This window comes from Metapseudomonas otitidis, assembly GCF_011397855.1.
Classification (GTDB): Bacteria; Pseudomonadota; Gammaproteobacteria; order Pseudomonadales; family Pseudomonadaceae; genus Metapseudomonas; species Metapseudomonas otitidis.
On record NZ_AP022642.1, the window covers coordinates 5,481,642 to 5,498,305 of the forward strand.

Consider the following 16,664-nt stretch of genomic DNA (forward strand, 5'->3'; position numbering starts at 1 on the left):
TTCCCTCTCTCCCGATGCCCCTTTCCCCGCAGCAACTCGACGAACTGGCCGACGCCATCAAGACATGGGGGCGCGAGCTCGGCTTCCAGCAAGTGGGCATCAGCGATGTCGACCTCGGCGAGCACGAAGCGCACCTGCAACGCTGGCTGGAGGCAGGCCACCACGGCGAGATGGACTACATGGCCGCCCACGGCAGCAAACGCTCGCACCCGGACGAGCTGGTGCCCGGCACCCTGCGGGTGGTGTCGTTGCGCATGGACTACCTGCCAGGCGACACGCGCATGACCCAGGTGCTGGCCGAGCCCGAGAAGGCCTACGTGTCCCGCTATGCCCTGGGCCGGGACTACCACAAGCTGATCCGCAAGCGCCTGCAGCAACTGGCCGACCGCATCCAGGCGGCCATCGGCCCCTTCGGCCATCGCGCCTTCGTCGACAGCGCCCCCGTGCTGGAGAAAGCCATCGCCGAGCAGGCAGGCCTCGGCTGGATCGGCAAGAACACCCTGGTGCTCAACCGCAAGGCTGGCAGCTACTTCTTTCTCGGCGAACTGTTCGTCGACCTGCCGCTGCCCGTGGACGCGCCCCACGGCAGCGAGCATTGCGGTCGCTGCACGGCCTGCATGGACATCTGCCCCACCGCCGCCTTCGTCGCGCCCTACCAACTGGACGCGCGCCGCTGCATCTCCTACCTGACCATCGAGCTGAAAGGCCCGATCCCGGAAGCGTTGCGCCCGCTGATCGGCAACCGCGTGTTCGGCTGCGACGACTGCCAGATCGTCTGCCCCTGGAACCGCTTCGCCCGCCCCAGCGACCAGGGCGACTTCCAGCCGCGGCACAACCTGGACAACACCGAACTGGCCAGCCTGTTCGCCTGGACGGAAGAGGAGTTCCTCAGCCGTACGGAAGGCTCCCCGCTACGCCGGGCCGGATACGAGCGCTGGCTGCGCAACCTGGCCGTGGGCCTGGGCAATGCCCCGAGCACCGTACCGGTCCTGGAGGCGTTGCGCGCCCGGCGGGATCACCCGTCCGAGCTGGTGCGCGAGCACGTGAGATGGGCCCTCGCCCGCCACGGTGCGAGCGAGGCCTGAGGGATCACAGCTTGATGAAGTGATCGCGGTAGTGACGCAGCTCCGCGATGGAGTCGCGGATATCGTCCAGGGCCAGGTGGCTGCTGCTCTTCTTCACCCCATCGCGAACATGGGGCGCCCAGCGCGCGGCCAGCTCCTTGAGGGTGGAGACGTCCAGGTTGCGGTAGTGGAAGTAGGCCTCCAGGCTCGGCATCTGCCGATAGAGGAAGCGGCGATCCTGGCAGATGCTGTTGCCGCAGATCGGCGACTTGCCCTTGGGCACCCAGTGTTCGAGGAAGGCCAAGGTCTGCGCCTCCGCCTCGGCAGTGCTGATGCGGCTCTCGCGAACCCGCTGGGTGAGGCCGCTCTGGCCGTGCTGACGGGTGTTCCACTCGTCCATGCCGGCAAGGATCTCGTCGCTCTGGTGAATGGCCAGCACCGGCCCCTCGGCCAGCACATTGAGGTGGCTGTCGGTGATGATGGTGGCCATTTCGATGATGACGTCGTTGTCCGGATCCAGCCCGGTCATTTCCAGGTCGATCCAGATGAGGTTCTGAGGGTTCTGCATGTCGGAAATGCTCTCTAGGGACAGAGCGCAATTCTAGCGGATTACGCACGCCCCATCGGCCAGAAAAGCAGCGCCGTCTGGCGCCCGACCATCACGGGCAGGGAATGCCGCGGCGCCACGCCCGGCACCTCGAAGGTGTTGCTGACCAGCCAGCTGCCGCTGCGCATCTCCCCAAGGGCCTTCTCCCACAGGCGCGGCATGGGCTCTGGCGAGAGAAAGCAGTAGGCCAGGTCAAATGTCGCCAGGTCGATGCGCCACAGGCTCTGGTAGTGCACGCTGCAATTGCGCAGCGGCAGGCAGCGCAGCCAGGCGAGCAGGAACAGCAGCGGCGCGGTCTCCACGCCGACGAAGTGTCGCTCCGGGAAGCGCCGCGCCAAACGTACCAGCAGGCCGCCGGTGCCACAGCCCAGGTCGACGAAGCGCAGTGCCTGTGGCTGCCCATCCAGCCAGTCGCCCAACAGCTGAACAGCCCGGTCGCCACTGAGGTAGAGCGGCACGCGCTCGAACACGCTGTTCCAGTTCACCAGCGCTACCAGAACGAAACCCAGCAGGAACAGCCAGGGCGGCAGCGCCAGGTACTGGACCAGCAACAGCGCCGGCAGGAACGCCAGATTGATCCACACCCACCAGCGGGACAGCCCGAGCCTTTGGCCAATGCCCGCCGCCAAGCCGCCTTCCAGCAGCGCCAGCGCCCATAAAGGCAGGCGCTGCCCCAACAGCCAGGCGAGCGCATACACCAGCAGCGCCAGCAGCACGACCGCCGCCCCGTGTGCCAGGAGCGCACGCCCCAACGGCCGACCGAACAGGCCCAACCCCGACTTCATCCACCTCTCCCAACCGTGTTCAGCAGCCGCCCATGCTAGACTCGCCGCGCCCAACCCGCACGAAACTCTACCGACCCGGAAGCCCATGGCCAAACGCCACCTCAGCCGCCGTCAAAGCTGGCGCATCGAAAAAATCCAGGAAGAACGCGCCGCCCGCGCTGCCAAGCGCGAATCGCGCCTGGTCGATGAATTGGAAGGCGGCGACCTCGGCCCCGAGCAGACCGGATTGGTCATCGCCCACTTCGGCGTCCAGGTAGAAGTCGAAGCCTTGGAAGGCGAGCTCGCCGGCCAGGTCGTCCGCTGCCACCTGCGCGCCAACCTGCCCGCCCTGGTAACCGGCGACCGCGTGGTCTGGCGCCCCGGCAACCAGGGCAGCGGCGTGATCGTCGCGCAACTGCCGCGCACCAGCGAGCTGTGCCGTCCGGACATGCGTGGCCTGCTCAAGCCGGTGGCGGCAAACGTCGACCTGATCGTCATCGTCTTCGCGCCGCTGCCCACGCCCCACGCCAACCTGATCGACCGCTACCTGGTGGCTGCCGAGCACGCCGGCATCCAGCCGCTGCTGCTGCTGAACAAGTGTGACCTGGTGGATGACCAGAACGGCGCGATGCTCGACAGCCTGCTGGAGGCCTATCGGCAACTGGGCTACGCGTTGCTGGAGGTCTCGGCCCATGGCGGAGGCGGCATGGATGACCTGCGTGCGCGCCTGGATGGCCACACCAGCGTCTTCGTCGGCCAGTCCGGCGTGGGTAAATCGTCCCTGGTGAACAGCCTGCTGCCCGGCGTGGATACCCGCGTCGGCGCGCTGTCGGAACTCACCGGCAAGGGCACCCACACCACCACCACCGCCCGGCTGTTCCACTTCCCCGGAGGCGGCAACCTCATCGACTCCCCCGGCATCCGCGAGTTCGGCCTCGGCCATGTCAGCCGTGATGACGTGGAAGCCGGCTTCATCGAATTCCGCGACCTGCTCGGCCACTGCCGCTTCCGCGACTGCAAGCACGACCGCGAGCCGGGCTGCGCGCTGCTCCAGGCACTGGAGGAAGGCCGCATCCATCCACAGCGGATGGGCAGCTACCGGCACATCATCGCCAGCCTCCCCGAGCCGGAGTACTGATGCAGAAAGGCCACGCAATGCGTGGCCTTTCTCGTTCAAGCAGCGAGCCCGGTCAGGGCTGCTTCTGCGAATCCATCTTCAGCACCCCATCCTCGAAGATGTTCAACTTCTGCTGCAGCTCCTTGGGCTGCATGGGTTCCGTCCCTGAAGCCGGCTGCCCACCGGCGGGTGCGGCAGCGCCGGGCGCTGATGCCGGAGCATTGGCAGGTGCGCCCTCTTTGCTTTGCTGAGGTTCGCCCTCGATGTCGCGCTGGGCGCGCTTGGTCAGGACGATGATGTCGATGCGACGGTTCACCGGGTTGAGCGGGTCCTTGCGGTCGAACAGGGCCGACGAGGCATAACCCACCACGCGCGCCACCTGCTCATCCGGGTAACCGCCCGCAACCAGGGTGCGCCGCGCCGCGTTGGCACGGTTGGCGGACAGCTCCCAGTTGCCGAACTCGCCATTGCCGGCAAACGGCTTGGCGTCGGTGTGACCACTGACGCTGATCTTGTTCGGCACCGCCTTGATGGTCTCGGCCAGGATCAACAGGATGTCCTCGAAATACGGCTGCAGCCGCGCGCTGCCCAGGTCGAACATCGGCCGGTTGGCAGCGTCCATGATCTGAATGCGCAGGCCGTCCTGGGTGATCTCGAAGAGGATCTGGTCCTTGAACTTGCGCAATTCGGGGTTCTCCTCGACCTTGTTCTGCAGCTCCTGCAGCAGCATCTCGAGGCGCTCGCGCTCAACCTGCTCGGCCAGGTTCTCGGCCTGGGTCGGGTCGACCTGGCGGGTCTGGATCTGCTCGTTGCTGGAGGAGTCGACGGACTGTTCCTGGGCGTCGGGGGCGTCCTTCAGCTCGGGGTTCAGGGTACGGTCGGGTGCGGGAGTCGGGGTACCGCCCAAATCGATGACGTAGGGGCTGGCGCTCTCAGTGAAGCCGATCGGGTCCTGGAAGTAGCCGGAGATCGCCTTCTTCTGTTCAGGCGTGGCTGACGACATCAGCCAGAGCACCAGGAAGAACGCCATCATCGCCGTGGCGAAGTCGGCGAAGGCGATCTTCCAGGCGCCCCCATGGTGGCCGGCCGCGCTCTTCTTGACGCGCTTGACGATGATCGGCTGGTTGTTGTCCATGCTCGGTCTTCAATCAGCTGCCGCGGACGGCCTGTTCGAGCTCGCTGAAGCTCGGGCGGTGCGCCGGGAACAGGACCTTGCGCCCGAACTCGACGGCCAGGGACGGCGGCATCCCCGAGGCGGAAGCCACCAGGGTGGCCTTGATGGCCTCGTACAGGTTCAGCTCTTCCTTCGCATCGTGCTCAAGGCTGACCGCCAGCGGGCCGAAGAAACCGTAAGCCGCGAGAATACCGAGGAAGGTCCCCACAAGGGCCGCCGCCACGTGCTTACCGAGTTCTGCCTGGGCAACCTGGCCCAACAACGCCATGGTCACCACGATGCCGAGCACCGCCGCCACGATGCCGAAGCCCGGCAGGCCGTCGGCGATCCGGTTGACAGCATGGGCCGGATGCTCCAGCTCTTCCTTGAGGCTGTTCAGTTCCATGTCGAACAGGCCTTCCAGCTCGTGGGGCGCCATGTTCCCGGAAGACATGATGCGCAGGTAGTCGCTGATGTAGGCCACCATCCCCGCATCCTTGAGGATGGCCGGGTACTTGCTGAAGATCGGGCTCGCGTTGGGGTCTTCGATGTCGGCCTCGATGGCCATCATCCCTTCACGGCGGCTCTTGTTGAGGATTTCGTAGAGCAGGCGCAACACTTCGAGGTAGAACGCATGGGTGAAGCGCGAGCTGAACATCTTCAGCGACTTCTTCAGCACGTGCATGAAGGTGCTGCCAGGGTTGGCCTGGAGGAAAGCCCCCAGCGCCGCACCGCCGATGATCAGCACCTCGAAGGGCTGGATCAACGCGGCGATCTGGCCGTGTGAAAGGACATAGCCACCGAGCACGGCGGCGAAGACGACGATGATGCCGATTATCTTTGCCATAGAGAGAAGGGAGTTTCCGGGTGAAAACAGGGCCGCGAATACAGCCCTTCTAATTATCGGAACTTATGCGCCAGACTATAGCCAGTTAAGGCGAAAAGCCAGTTCGGCACAAACCTCATGAAGACCTCAAAGCCCGTCCCCACAAGCCTCGAAGGCTGGATCAAGCAGCTCGACGGTGTTCGCCTGCCGATCCCTGCCGCCAGCCACGAGCGGGTGCGTCGGGCCCTGGGGGACAGCCGCCGTTCGTTGCGCGACATCGCCGACATGATCCAGGACAGCCCCGCCCTTGCCCTCAGCCTGATGCGCGAGGCGAACCGCACGGCGACAGCACTGGGCGGCCCGGCGGAAAGCCTCGAGGTAGCCCTGACCCGCCTCGGCCTGAAGCGCTCCGAAGAGTTGCTCAATCGCCTGCCCGCCGTTGCCGAACACGACATTCCCCTGCCCCTCCGCCAGATCCTGTTGATCAGTCAGCACGCATCCCAGCAGGCCAACGGCCTGTTCGCCGCCCGACTGGCCAGGCTGTGGCAGGAGATCCACTGGAACAGCCTGCTCTTCCTCTCGCCGCTCTGGCCGCTGCTGGCGCTCTATCCCGAGCTGTTCAGCGCCTGGGAAAAGCGCGTACTGGTGCGCGGCGAACCCGCCCGCAAGGTCGAGCGCGACCTGCTAGGCGTTCCCGTCCTGCGCCTGTGCCAGGCCCTTGCAGAGCATTGGCGACTGCCCGAGTGGATCACTGAAGGCTACCGCCTGCTGAATGCTCAGCAGAGAATGCTGGTCAAAGCACTGCACATTGCCCGCGACAACGAGCATCCGCTGCACCAGCAGCAGTTATTGGATGCCGACACCGACCTGCGCCGCTGGCTGACCCAGCCCGCCAACACCGTGCTGCTGGCCAACGGTCTGGCCATCTCGGCCCACAACTCCTGGACCTGCGACCACAGCCTGCGCTGGCAGCGCCTGACAGGGCTCTACATGCAACTGCCCCTGGCAGACGTGCAGCAGCTCGTCCACCAGCAGGCCGTGGAAAGTGCTCGCCACCACGCCACGCCCGAGCTCTGGCATCCGGCGCAAGGCCTCATCTGGCCGTGGGGCACCAGCCGCTGGCCGGTCGATGCGGCCAAACCGGCACCGCCGCCCCCGGCCGCCCTGCAGGAATGGCGCACCCTCTGCACCCAGCTGCTGCAAGAGCCGAGCACCTTCGCCAATATCGTCCAGCTCACCGCCTGCGCCCGCGACGCACTTGCCGCCTGCGGCATGCGCCGCAGCCTGCTCCTGCTGGTGGACAAGACCCAGACGCGCCTGATGGTCCAGCAGAGCGGCGGCCTGCCCAAGGAGGCAGCCGGCCTGCAGTTGGACCCGGCCCAGAGCCAGGTCCTCAAGCGCCTGCTTGCCCAGCCGGGCCAACTGCGCCTGAGCCCGGAGAACGCGGCGCAGTACTCCGCCTTCATCCCCGGCAACCTCAAGGCCCTGTTCCCGGCCGATCACCTGTTGCTGCGCTCCGTGGCGGCCAATGGGCGGGTGGTGCTGCTGGTGGTTGCCGATCAGGGCGGCCAGCCGTTCTCCGACATCGGGTTGCAGGCCTTCGGAAAGACCATGCAATGCATCGAGCGCGCCCTGCTTGGCTTTGCCAGTCGCGGGCGCTGACCTTTCCGCTACAATCTCCCGCTTTCCGCCCTTACCGGAGCCCGTCATGCCTGCCTTTGCCGGCCTGCCATTGGTCATAGAGCCCGCCGACCTGGCCGCACGCCTGGATGCCCCTGAGCTGATCCTGGTGGATCTCACCAGCGCCGCCCGCTATGCCGAGGGCCACATCCCCGGCGCCCGCTTCGTCGACCCCAAGCGCACCCAGTTGGGCCAGCCACCTGCCCCCGGCCTGCTGCCGGCCAAGGCTGACCTTGAGGCACTGTTCGGTGAACTGGGCCATCGTCCCGACGCGGTCTACGTGGTCTATGACGACGAAGGTGGCGGCTGGGCCGGGCGCTTCATCTGGCTGCTGGATGTGATCGGCCACCCGCATTACCACTATGTCGATGGTGGCCTGCATGCCTGGCTCGCCGACGGCCACGCCACATCCGGCGATACCCCCACACCCGCCGGCGGCTCGCTGCCCCTGGTGCTGCACAACGCCCCGACCGCCACCCGCGAGTACCTGCAGAGCCGCCTCGGCGCAGCCGACCTGGCGATCTGGGATGCCCGCAACCCCGCCGAGTACGCCGGCACCAAGGTGCTGGCTGCCAAGGGCGGACACATCCCCGGCGCGATCAATTTCGAATGGACCGCCGGCATGGACCCGTCGCGCGCGCTGCGTATCCGCCGCGACATGCCTGAAATCCTCAACCGGCTGGGCATCACCCCCGACAAGGAAGTGATCACCCACTGCCAGACCCACCACCGCTCCGGCTTCACCTACCTGGTGGCCAAGGCGCTCGGCTACCCCCGCGTGAAGGGCTACGCCGGCTCCTGGTCGGAGTGGGGCAACCACCCGGACACGCCCGTCGAGGCCTGAGGCCCCGGAACCCAAGGAAAGACCATGAAAGAACGCCTGTTCATCATCAGCCAGTACCTGCTCCCCCATCACCTGCTCTCGCGCCTGGCCGGGTGCGTGGCCGAATGCCGCATCCGCTGGTTCAAGAACGCCTTCACCGCCTGGTTCGCCCGCCGCTACCAAGTGAACATGAACGAAGCGCTGGTCGAGGACCTCACCGCCTACGAGCATTTCAACGCTTTCTTCACCCGCGCACTCAAGGACGGTGCCCGCCCGCTGGACAGCACCCCCGGCGCCATCCTCTGCCCCGCCGACGGCGCGGTCAGCCAGCTCGGTCCGATCGAGCACGGCCGCATCTTCCAGGCCAAGGGCCACAGCTTCAGCGTGCTGGAGCTGCTGGGCGGCGATGCCGAACGCGCTGCGCCCTTCATGGGCGGTGACTTCGCCACCATCTACCTGTCGCCCCGCGACTACCACCGCGTGCACGCCCCGCTGGCCGGCACCCTCCGCGAAATGATCTACGTGCCGGGGCGCCTGTTCTCCGTGAACCAGAGCACCGCCGAGAACGTGCCGGAGCTGTTCGCCCGCAACGAGCGCGTGGTCTGCCTGTTCGACACCGAGCGCGGGCCGATGGCCGTGGTACTGGTGGGCGCGATGATCGTCGCCTCCATCGAGACCGTCTGGGCCGGCCTGGTGACGCCGCCCAAGCGCGAGCTGAAGACCTTCCGCTACGACGAAGCCGCACGGGCACCGATCAGCCTGGAAAAAGGCGCCGAACTGGGTCGCTTCAAGCTCGGCTCCACCGCCATCGTGCTCTTCGGGCCCGAGCAGATCCGCTGGGCCGAAGGCCTGGCCGCCGGTAGCGCGGTGAGCATGGGCCAGCTCCTGGCACTGCCGAAGGAAGCCTGACCGCAAGGCCCTGGGACGTTGAACGCGCGGCCACCCGGCCTGGTCCAACGTCCCATAAGCCCGCTCGACACGCCTGTCCGCGCGATACCGCCACCGGCCTCTCGTTAGGCTGCGGCGACCCGATGATGCTGCTAGAGTGCGAGAGACCGTTCCCACACGCCTGGCCCGTTGCTGTTGGAGTACCCGAGTTACATGGACAAGCAGAGTCCCCACCTGTTATTGCGTGTTCCGACTCCGAGCAAGCAGAGCCTGTCCCTCTGTGAAGCCACGCCCCGCGATATCAAGCGCTGGATCTCCCTGCTGCCCAAGGCCAACATCGGCGAGACTGCTCGTCAGCTCTACCAGGCGCTGGTGGAGCTGAACCAGCTCATCACCCCCAGCGACAACCGCCTGCACCTGCTGGAACTGATCCGCCCCGAGGTGTACTTCGTCTGCCAGCACCTCGAACGCCACTTCCTCAATCAGGCCATCGTCCTCGACGAACGTCCGCGCAAGGTGGCCAACCTGTGCCAGGCCCTGCAGAACCACCTGGCCATCGGCTACAAGCAGATCGTCGTGCAGGAAGCCCAGCGCCAGGCCCGTGACGGCCAGCAACTGCTGACCATCGCCCTGCAGCGCGCCATGCACAGCCTCAACTCCGCCCTCATCCGCGCCAGCCAGCTGTACTGCCCGGTGCCGGAAGGCCTGTGGCTGGAACTGCACCAGCTCTACCAACTGGCCAGCAGCCGGCAGGTTCACCGCGTCGTCGTGCGCGACGGCCTGGCCCGCCACACCGAAGGCCTGAGCGTCGAACAGAACTACCTGGTCGCCCTGCTGCTGGGCTGCGCCCGCTGCAACCAGATGCGCCAGAACAACATCGCAAAGCTCGCCGAAGTGCTGGAGCCCTGGAGCGCACTGGTGCGCCTGCAAGGCGCCGAACTGGCCTCCAGCCTGTTCGCCGTCGCGCCGCAGGTCGACGGCCCGCCCCGCTACAAATCGCTGTTCCAGGCCAGTGAAATGGCAGGCCTGCTGGGCATCGACCCGCTGCCGCTGGTGGATGCGATCAAGCACTACCTGACCCTCGCTACCGAAGACCGCGCCCAGGCGCGCCTGCTGGTACCGGAAGGCATCAGCGTCGACCTCCTGCAGCACCTCAGTTCCGCTTGGGGCGACATCTCCGAGCGCACCTTCCAGCGCACGCCCGGGCGCGGCGCGCTGACCCTCTGCATCGGCATGAGCGCCCTGCACTTCTTCCTCTCCGGCAAGCAGCCGTTCGGCGCGATCCTGAAGATCAAGGAAGCCGGCCAAGCGGTCTTCAAGCCGATCAACAAGGACGAAGGCGACGTCTGGAACACCGCCTTCGACGCCCAGCCGCAGAACTGGGACGAAGGCCTGCCCTACGAGGAAATCCAGTACAGCAAGCCGGTCACGCCCGGCGATACCAGCCCCCAGCCAGAGCCCCCGGCCAGCGGCGAGAACTACCCGACCTTCGAGCTGGCCATCGTCAACCACAGCCCCGGCGGCTACTGCCTCAGCTGGCCCAAGGAAGTCCCCAGCCAGCTCCAGGCCGGCGAACTGCTCGGCGTGCAGGACGCCCCCAGCCAGGGCTGGAGCGTCGCCGTGGTGCGCTGGATCCGCCAGGTACGTGGCGGCGGCACCCAGATGGGTATCGAGCTGATCGCTCCCCACGCCCAGCCGTGCGGCCTGCAGCTGCTGCGCAAGGCCGACCAGCACAGCCAGTACCTGCGGGCACTGCTGCTCCCAGAGATCTCGGCCATCTCCCGCCCGGCGACCCTGATCACGCCGCGCCTGCCGTTCCAGGAAGGCAACAAGGTGCAGATCAACATCCACGGCGACGAACGCCGTGCCGTCCTCACCAGCCGACAGACCTCGACCGGCAGCTTCAGCCAGTTCGAATACCGTCCGTTCGAGCAGCCGACGGAGCAGCACGGGAAGCCTGTCACAGCTTCGGGAGCGCGCGGATCGGGTGGGGACGAAGACTTTGACTCGCTCTGGAAGTCGCTGTAGATTCCCCAGCCACTCCCATTTGTCGCCATTTAGCGCCCGTTCGGCGCGGTCTAAGCACACGCCATGGCAATCGAGAAGAAAACCATCCGTCTGCTGATCCTGGAAGACTCGCAGAACGAAGCCGAGCGCCTGGTCAGCCTTTTCCGTAACGCAGGACGCGCCACCCGCGTCCATCGCCTGGTGTCCAGCGAAGACCTCGCCGAAGCCCTCCAGCAGACCTGGGACCTGCTCATCGCAGCCCCCGAGAGCGAGAACCTCTCCCCCGGCGAAGCCCTCGGCGCAATCCGCCGCCAATCCAAGGACATCCCCTTCATCCAGCTGGTGCAGGACAACGACCCTGACCTCGTCACCGAAGCCCTGGCCCTCGGCGCCCAGGATGCGGTGCCCCAAGGAGAGGATGAGCGCCTGGTGCTGGTGGCCAATCGCGAACTGGCCAACCTCGAGGAACGTCGCGCCCGCCGCGCCGCCGAGGTGAGCCTGCGCGAAGCCGAGAAGCGCTGCCAGCTGCTGCTGGACAGCTCCGTGGACGCCATCACCTACGTCCACGACGGCATGCACATCTATGCCAACCGCGCCTACGTCGAGATGTTCGGCTATGAAGATGCCGACGAGCTTGAAGGCATGCCGATGATCGACCTGATCACCGGCGACGACCAGGCCGCGTTCAAGGACTTCCTCAAGAACTACCGAGACGGCGAAGGCAACAGCGAACTCACCTGCTCCGGCTGCAAGGTCGACGGCCAGGCGTTCCAGGCCCGCATGAGCTTCTCCCCCGCCACCTACGATGGCGAACCCTGCATACAGGTGGTAATCCGCGCTGAAGTCGCCAGCGCCGAACTGGAAGAAAAGCTGCGCGAGATCAGCAGCCAGGACCTGGTCACCGGCCTGTTCAACCGCAACCACTTCACCGAGCTGATGGATGCCGCCGCCGAGCGCGCCGTCAACGCCGGACAGCCCGCGAGCCTTGCCTACATCCGTGTCGACCGCTACTCCGCCCTGCAGGCGGACATCGGCATCGGCGGCAGCGACCTGGTGCTGACCGACCTGGCCAACCTGCTGCGCACCCACTTCCCCGCCGACGCCCAGCTCGCCCGCTTCAGCGACGACGTCTTCAGCGTGCTGCAACCCGGCCTCAGCCCGGAGCAAGCTCGCGACGGCCTCCAGGCCTTGCGCAAGAAGGTGGAAGGCCACCTGTTCGACGTCAGCGGCCGCACCGCCCAACTGACCCTGTCCATCGGCGTCGCCGGCCTCAACGAGACCACGCCGCGTGCGGAAGAAGTCATCGACCGCGCCCACCGGTGTGCCGACGAGATCACCGACGGCAACGACGTGCGCCTGTACGACCCCGCCAGCGAACTGGCCGCCGCTGCCAGCCGCGGCAACCTGGTGGCCATGGTCCAGCAGGCGCTGGAAACCAACAGCTTCCGCCTGCTGTTCCAGCCCATCATCAGCCTGCGTGGCGACAGCCACGAGCACTACGAAGTGCTGCTGCGCCTGCTCAGCCCCCAGGGCGAGGAAGTGCCGCCGGCCGAGTTCCTCGGCGCCGCGCGGGAAGCCGGCCTGGCCGAGAAGATCGACCGCTGGGTGATCCTCAACTCGGTCAAGCTGCTGTCCGAGCACCGCGCCAAGGGCCACAGCACCCGCCTGTTCGTGCACCTGTCCGGCTCCAGCCTGCAGGACCAGACCCTGCTCCCCTGGCTGAGCGTCGCCCTCAAGGCCGCACGCCTGCCTTCCGACGCGCTGATCTTCCAGTTCAGCGAACCCGACGCCATCGCCTACCTGAAACAGGCCAAGGCCCTGACCCAGGGCCTGGCAGAGCTGCACTGCAAGGTGGCGCTGAGCCAGTTCGGCTGCGCGCTGAACCCCTTCAACACCCTCAAGCACCTGAACATCGACTTCGTGAAGGTCGACGGCTCCTTCACCCAGGACCTGGGCAAGGCCGAGAACCAGGAAGCACTGAAGACCCTGCTGGCCAGCCTGCACGCCCAGGCCAAGCTGACCATCGTGCCCTTCGTCGAGAGCGCCAGCGTGCTGGCCACCCTCTGGCAGGCCGGGGTCAACTACATCCAGGGCTACTACCTGCAGGGCCCCAGCCAGTCGATGGATTACGACTTCTCCTCCGGAGACGAGTAAGCCCTTCAGCCACACACGAAAAAGCCGCCCGAGGGCGGCTTTTTCGTACCAGGATGGCGAGGCTCAGTCCTGGCCGTCGCGGTCGCGGAACCCCAGCAGGTAGAGGATGCCGTCCAGCCCCAGGGTGGAGATGGCCTGCTTGGCCGACTGCTTGACCAGCGGCTTGGCACGGAAGGCCACGCCCAGGCCGGCCAGGCCCAGCATCGGCAGGTCGTTGGCGCCGTCGCCCACGGCGATGGTCTGCTCCAGGCGCAACCCTTCGCGCTCGGCCAGCTCGCGCAGCAGGTCGGCCTTGCGCTGGGCGTCGACAATGGGCTCCACCGCCACGCCGGTGAGCTTGCCGTCGACGATCTGCAGCTCGTTGGCGAACACGTAGTCGATGCCCAGCTTGGCCTGCAGTTGCTTGGCGAAATAGGTGAAGCCCCCGGAGAGGATCGCGGTCTTGTAGCCCAGGCGCTTGAGCTCGGCGAACAGCGTCTCGGCGCCCTCGGTCAGGCGCAGGGAGGCACCGATTTCCTGCAGCACGTCTTCGGAAAGCCCCTTGAGCAGCCCCAGGCGCTCCTTGAAGCTGGCGCGGAAATCCAGCTCGCCGCGCATCGCACGCTCGGTGATCTCGGCCACCTGATCACCCACACCGGCCGCCTTGGCCAGTTCGTCGATGACCTCCGCCTCGATCAGCGTCGAGTCCATGTCGAACACCGCCAGGCGGCGGTTGCGGCGGAACACCGAATCGCGCTGGAAGGCGATGTCGACGTTCAGCTCCTGGGCCACGCTGAGGAACTCGGCCCGCAGCGCTGCCGGGTCGGCCGGCTCACCGCGCACGGAGAACTCGATGCAGCCCTTGCCCTGGCTGTCGGGCATGTCCAGCGGCATGCGCCCGGACAGGCGGTCGATGTGGTCGATGTTCAGGTCGTACTTCGCGGTGATGGCGCTGACACGCTGCAGCTGTTCGGCGGTGACCTTGCGGGTCAGCAGGGTGACGATGTGGCGGGCCTTGCCCTGGCCGCCGACCCAGGTCTGGTAGTCGGCTTCCGACACCGGCGTGAAGCGCACCTGCTGGTCCAGCTTGTAGGCGGTGAACAGCACGTCCTTCAGCACCGACGAGCCCTGCTCGGTACCGGGGATCTCCACCAGGATGCCGAACGACAGGGTGTCGTGGATGACGGCCTGGCCGATGTCGAGGATGTTGACGCCGCCCTGCGCCAGGACGCCGGTGATCGCCGCGGTCAGACCGGGCCGATCCTCACCGGTGATGTTGATCAGGACTATTTCGCGCAAGGCGCACCTCCTGCAGTGGAAAAGGCGCACATTCTACCCACTTTCCCGGCCCGGCGAGCATGCCGGCCGCTTTGCCCTGCGGGGGGCGCTCGCTATACTGCGCCCCAATTCCGTCCGAGAAGAGCCGAGCTCTGTGAACCGGCCCACGTCCGTCAAACCCGACAACTTCTTCCTGCTGATCTTCAACGCCCTGCGCCAGCGCCGTGTGCCGATCGCCTTGCGCATCGCCAGCCACAGCCTGCTCCTGGTTGCCCTGGCGCTGGTGATCTACGCCTGGGTGATGGGCATGCAGTTCCGCCAGGCCATGCAGCAGCAGGCCGACGCCCTCGGCCAGAGCCTCACCGCGCAGACTGCCGCGTCCGCCACCGAGCTGCTGGTGTCCAACGACATCCTCAGCCTCAACGTCCTGCTCAACAACCTGGTGAAGAACCCGCTGGTGGCCCACGCTGCCATCTACAGCGTGGACAACCGCATCCTCGCCGAGGCCGGCTCGCGGCCCAAGCAGGGCCTGCTGGGCGAAACCACCGGGCTGTACTCCACCCCCATCACCTTCCAGGAAGTCATCGCCGGGCACCTGCGCCTGAGCCTGGACATGCAGCAGTTCCAGCAGCCGATGACCATCAGCCTGCAGAGCATGGGCCTGTTGAGCCTCATCCTGCTGGCCCTGACGCTGTCCCTCAGCCTGCGCCTGGGTCGCCACCTGTCCACGCCGCTGCTGCAACTGCGGGTGTGGCTGCGTGACCCGGACGACCCAGCCCCCGGTGCCGGCCGCCAGGATGAGCTGGGCGACCTCGCCCGCCAGCTCCAGGCCCGCCTGGTGCCGGAGAAGCCCGAGCCGGAACCCGAGCCCGAGCCGGACTACCCGGAACTCGAAGATGAAGACCTCCAGCCCGAGCCCGGCCTGGAAGACGAAGAAGACGGCTTCGAGGTCCGCGACCTGCGCGACACCCGCTACGACGTCGAGGACGAGCTGCCCAGCCGCCTGTTCACCCCGGACGATGACGATCCCTTCGCCGAGCTTCGCCCGGTGGAGGAGCCGACCCGTGCGCCGGCCGTCGAGCCCCCAGCACCGGTGCAACCCAGCGTGCCCCAGCGCAGCGCCGTGCTCGCCGTGCAACTGGGCGCCCAGGACCAGCTGCGCCGCCTGCCGCGCTCGCGCCTGCTGGACCTGCTGCAACGCTACCGCGACTGCCTCGACCAAGCCGCCACCCTCTACCAGGGCGAGCTGCACACCCTCAACGACGGCAGCAGCCTGATGCTGTTCCACAGCCTCGACAGCGGCGAGGACCACCTCACCCATGCGCTGTGCTGCGGCGAGCTGCTGCGTGCCCTGGGCCACGCCCTGCAGATTGAGGTGGCCGACAGCGGCATCACCCTCCAGCTGCAGCTGGGCCTGACCCTCGGCGACAGCCTGGCCGGCATGAGCCAAGGCGACCTGCTGCTGGACGACGTGACCCAGGCCGCCCTCGCGCTCAGCCAGCACAGCCGCAACCTGCTGCTGGTGGACCGCGCCATCGCCGATGACGCGCTGGTGCGCCAGCGGGCGCGTGTGCGTGCCATCGCCAGCCCCGAAGGCGCCTGCTGCGTTGAACGCCTGCTGGAACCCTACCCCTCGCTGCTGGAACGCCAGCTGGCCCGCATGCACGAAGCCCGGCACTGAGCCGGGCGCCACGGAACGGCAACATGACCACACTGATCACCCATCCCCTGCCGGTGCTTGCCGTGGGCATCGCCCTGGGCAGCCGGGTCATTCCCCCGCGCCTGCTGCTAGCCGGCCTGATTGCCGCCTGCCTGCCGGACGCCGACGTGCTCGCCTTCAAGCTGGGCATCGCCTATGCCGATGCCTTCGGCCACCGGGGATTCAGCCATTCGCTGCTGTTCGCCGCGCTCTGCGCCGCACTGGCCGCCCTGCTCTGTCGCCCGCTGCGCTGCGGCCCTCTGAAGGCGGGCCTGTTCGTCGGCCTGGCGGCCCTCAGCCACAGCGCCCTGGACGCACTCACCAACGGCGGCCTGGGTGTCGCCTGGTTCTGGCCGTGGAGCCAGGAGCGCTACTTCCTGCCCTGGCGCCCCATCGAGGTCTCGCCCTTCATCAAGGGCTTCTTCAGCGCCCGCGGCCTGGCCGTGCTGGCCTCGGAAGCCCGCTGGGTCTGGTTGCCCTGCCTGGCTGTCGCGCTGTCCGGCTTCACCCTGCGCCACCTGCTGCTGCGCTCGCCGCAACGCGACCACGCCTGAACGCCGGGCTGAAATGAAAAACGCCGCGCTCCCTGGGGATGCGCGGCGTTTTCACAGGTGGAACGGCACAC

The 16,664-nt window shown here is 67.0% G+C and carries 14 protein-coding genes; 9 read left to right on the top strand and 5 right to left on the bottom strand.

What is annotated here, in order from left to right; translation table 11 throughout:
• Positions 1-14: 14 nt before the first annotated feature.
• Positions 15-1,085 carry a tRNA epoxyqueuosine(34) reductase QueG gene (queG, locus tag PotMrB4_RS25475; protein ID WP_172434786.1) on the top strand — a complete coding sequence of 357 codons (1,071 nt, stop codon included), beginning with the start codon at positions 15-17 and terminating at the stop codon, positions 1,083-1,085.
• Between the two features lie 4 nt (positions 1,086-1,089).
• Here queG and orn read toward each other — a convergent pair whose 3' ends face one another.
• The gene (gene orn, locus PotMrB4_RS25480) at positions 1,090-1,632 is read right to left on the bottom strand and encodes an oligoribonuclease (RefSeq protein ID WP_172434787.1); all 543 of its coding nucleotides are present in this window, start codon (positions 1,630-1,632) and stop codon (positions 1,090-1,092) included.
• A 41-nt stretch (positions 1,633-1,673) separates the two neighbouring features.
• Complete coding sequence (locus tag PotMrB4_RS25485; RefSeq protein ID WP_172434788.1) at positions 1,674-2,456, bottom strand: class I SAM-dependent methyltransferase; 783 nt, start codon at positions 2,454-2,456, stop codon at positions 1,674-1,676.
• Positions 2,457-2,541: 85 nt separating this feature from the next.
• Between PotMrB4_RS25485 and rsgA the strand changes: the two genes are divergently transcribed.
• Positions 2,542-3,573, top strand: a complete 1,032-nt coding sequence (gene rsgA, locus PotMrB4_RS25490) for a small ribosomal subunit biogenesis GTPase RsgA (protein WP_044401129.1) — start codon at positions 2,542-2,544, stop codon at positions 3,571-3,573.
• 52 nt (positions 3,574-3,625) lie between these two features.
• Here rsgA and motB read toward each other — a convergent pair whose 3' ends face one another.
• Complete coding sequence (gene motB, locus PotMrB4_RS25495; RefSeq protein WP_142013928.1) at positions 3,626-4,687, bottom strand: flagellar motor protein MotB; 1,062 nt, start codon at positions 4,685-4,687, stop codon at positions 3,626-3,628.
• A 13-nt stretch (positions 4,688-4,700) separates the two neighbouring features.
• Positions 4,701-5,552 carry a flagellar motor stator protein MotA gene (motA, locus tag PotMrB4_RS25500; RefSeq protein WP_074970550.1) on the bottom strand — a complete coding sequence of 284 codons (852 nt, stop codon included), beginning with the start codon at positions 5,550-5,552 and terminating at the stop codon, positions 4,701-4,703.
• Between the two features lie 117 nt (positions 5,553-5,669).
• Between motA and PotMrB4_RS25505 the strand changes: the two genes are divergently transcribed.
• The 5 genes from PotMrB4_RS25505 to PotMrB4_RS25525 all read left to right on the top strand — a co-directional run bounded on the left by PotMrB4_RS25505 (position 5,670) and on the right by PotMrB4_RS25525 (position 13,083).
• A complete protein-coding gene (locus PotMrB4_RS25505; protein ID WP_172434789.1) occupies positions 5,670-7,193 on the top strand; it encodes an HDOD domain-containing protein in 1,524 nt (507 codons plus the stop codon).
• A gap of 46 nt (positions 7,194-7,239) precedes the next feature.
• Positions 7,240-8,055 (top strand): thiosulfate sulfurtransferase, encoded by an 816-nt coding sequence (gene rhdA, locus PotMrB4_RS25510; protein ID WP_172434790.1) that lies wholly within the window; start codon positions 7,240-7,242, stop codon positions 8,053-8,055.
• Positions 8,056-8,079: 24 nt separating this feature from the next.
• The gene (asd, locus tag PotMrB4_RS25515) at positions 8,080-8,943 is read left to right on the top strand and encodes an archaetidylserine decarboxylase (protein WP_044401114.1); all 864 of its coding nucleotides are present in this window, start codon (positions 8,080-8,082) and stop codon (positions 8,941-8,943) included.
• Between the two features lie 192 nt (positions 8,944-9,135).
• The gene (locus PotMrB4_RS25520) at positions 9,136-10,950 is read left to right on the top strand and encodes a molecular chaperone (RefSeq protein WP_172434791.1); all 1,815 of its coding nucleotides are present in this window, start codon (positions 9,136-9,138) and stop codon (positions 10,948-10,950) included.
• Positions 10,951-11,013: 63 nt separating this feature from the next.
• Positions 11,014-13,083, top strand: a complete 2,070-nt coding sequence (locus tag PotMrB4_RS25525) for an EAL domain-containing response regulator (protein ID WP_044401107.1) — start codon at positions 11,014-11,016, stop codon at positions 13,081-13,083.
• A gap of 63 nt (positions 13,084-13,146) precedes the next feature.
• Here the strand turns inward: PotMrB4_RS25525 and serB are convergent, their stop codons facing one another.
• On the bottom strand, positions 13,147-14,361 hold the full coding sequence (gene serB, locus PotMrB4_RS25530) for a phosphoserine phosphatase SerB (protein ID WP_172434792.1): 1,215 nt from the start codon (positions 14,359-14,361) through the stop codon (positions 13,147-13,149).
• Positions 14,362-14,494: 133 nt separating this feature from the next.
• On the opposite strand from serB, the gene PotMrB4_RS25535 reads away from it, so the two are divergent.
• On the top strand, positions 14,495-16,021 hold the full coding sequence (locus PotMrB4_RS25535) for an AhpA/YtjB family protein (RefSeq protein WP_172434793.1): 1,527 nt from the start codon (positions 14,495-14,497) through the stop codon (positions 16,019-16,021).
• Between the two features lie 23 nt (positions 16,022-16,044).
• The gene (locus PotMrB4_RS25540) at positions 16,045-16,593 is read left to right on the top strand and encodes a metal-dependent hydrolase (protein ID WP_074970566.1); all 549 of its coding nucleotides are present in this window, start codon (positions 16,045-16,047) and stop codon (positions 16,591-16,593) included.
• The last annotated feature ends 71 nt before the right edge of the window (positions 16,594-16,664 follow it).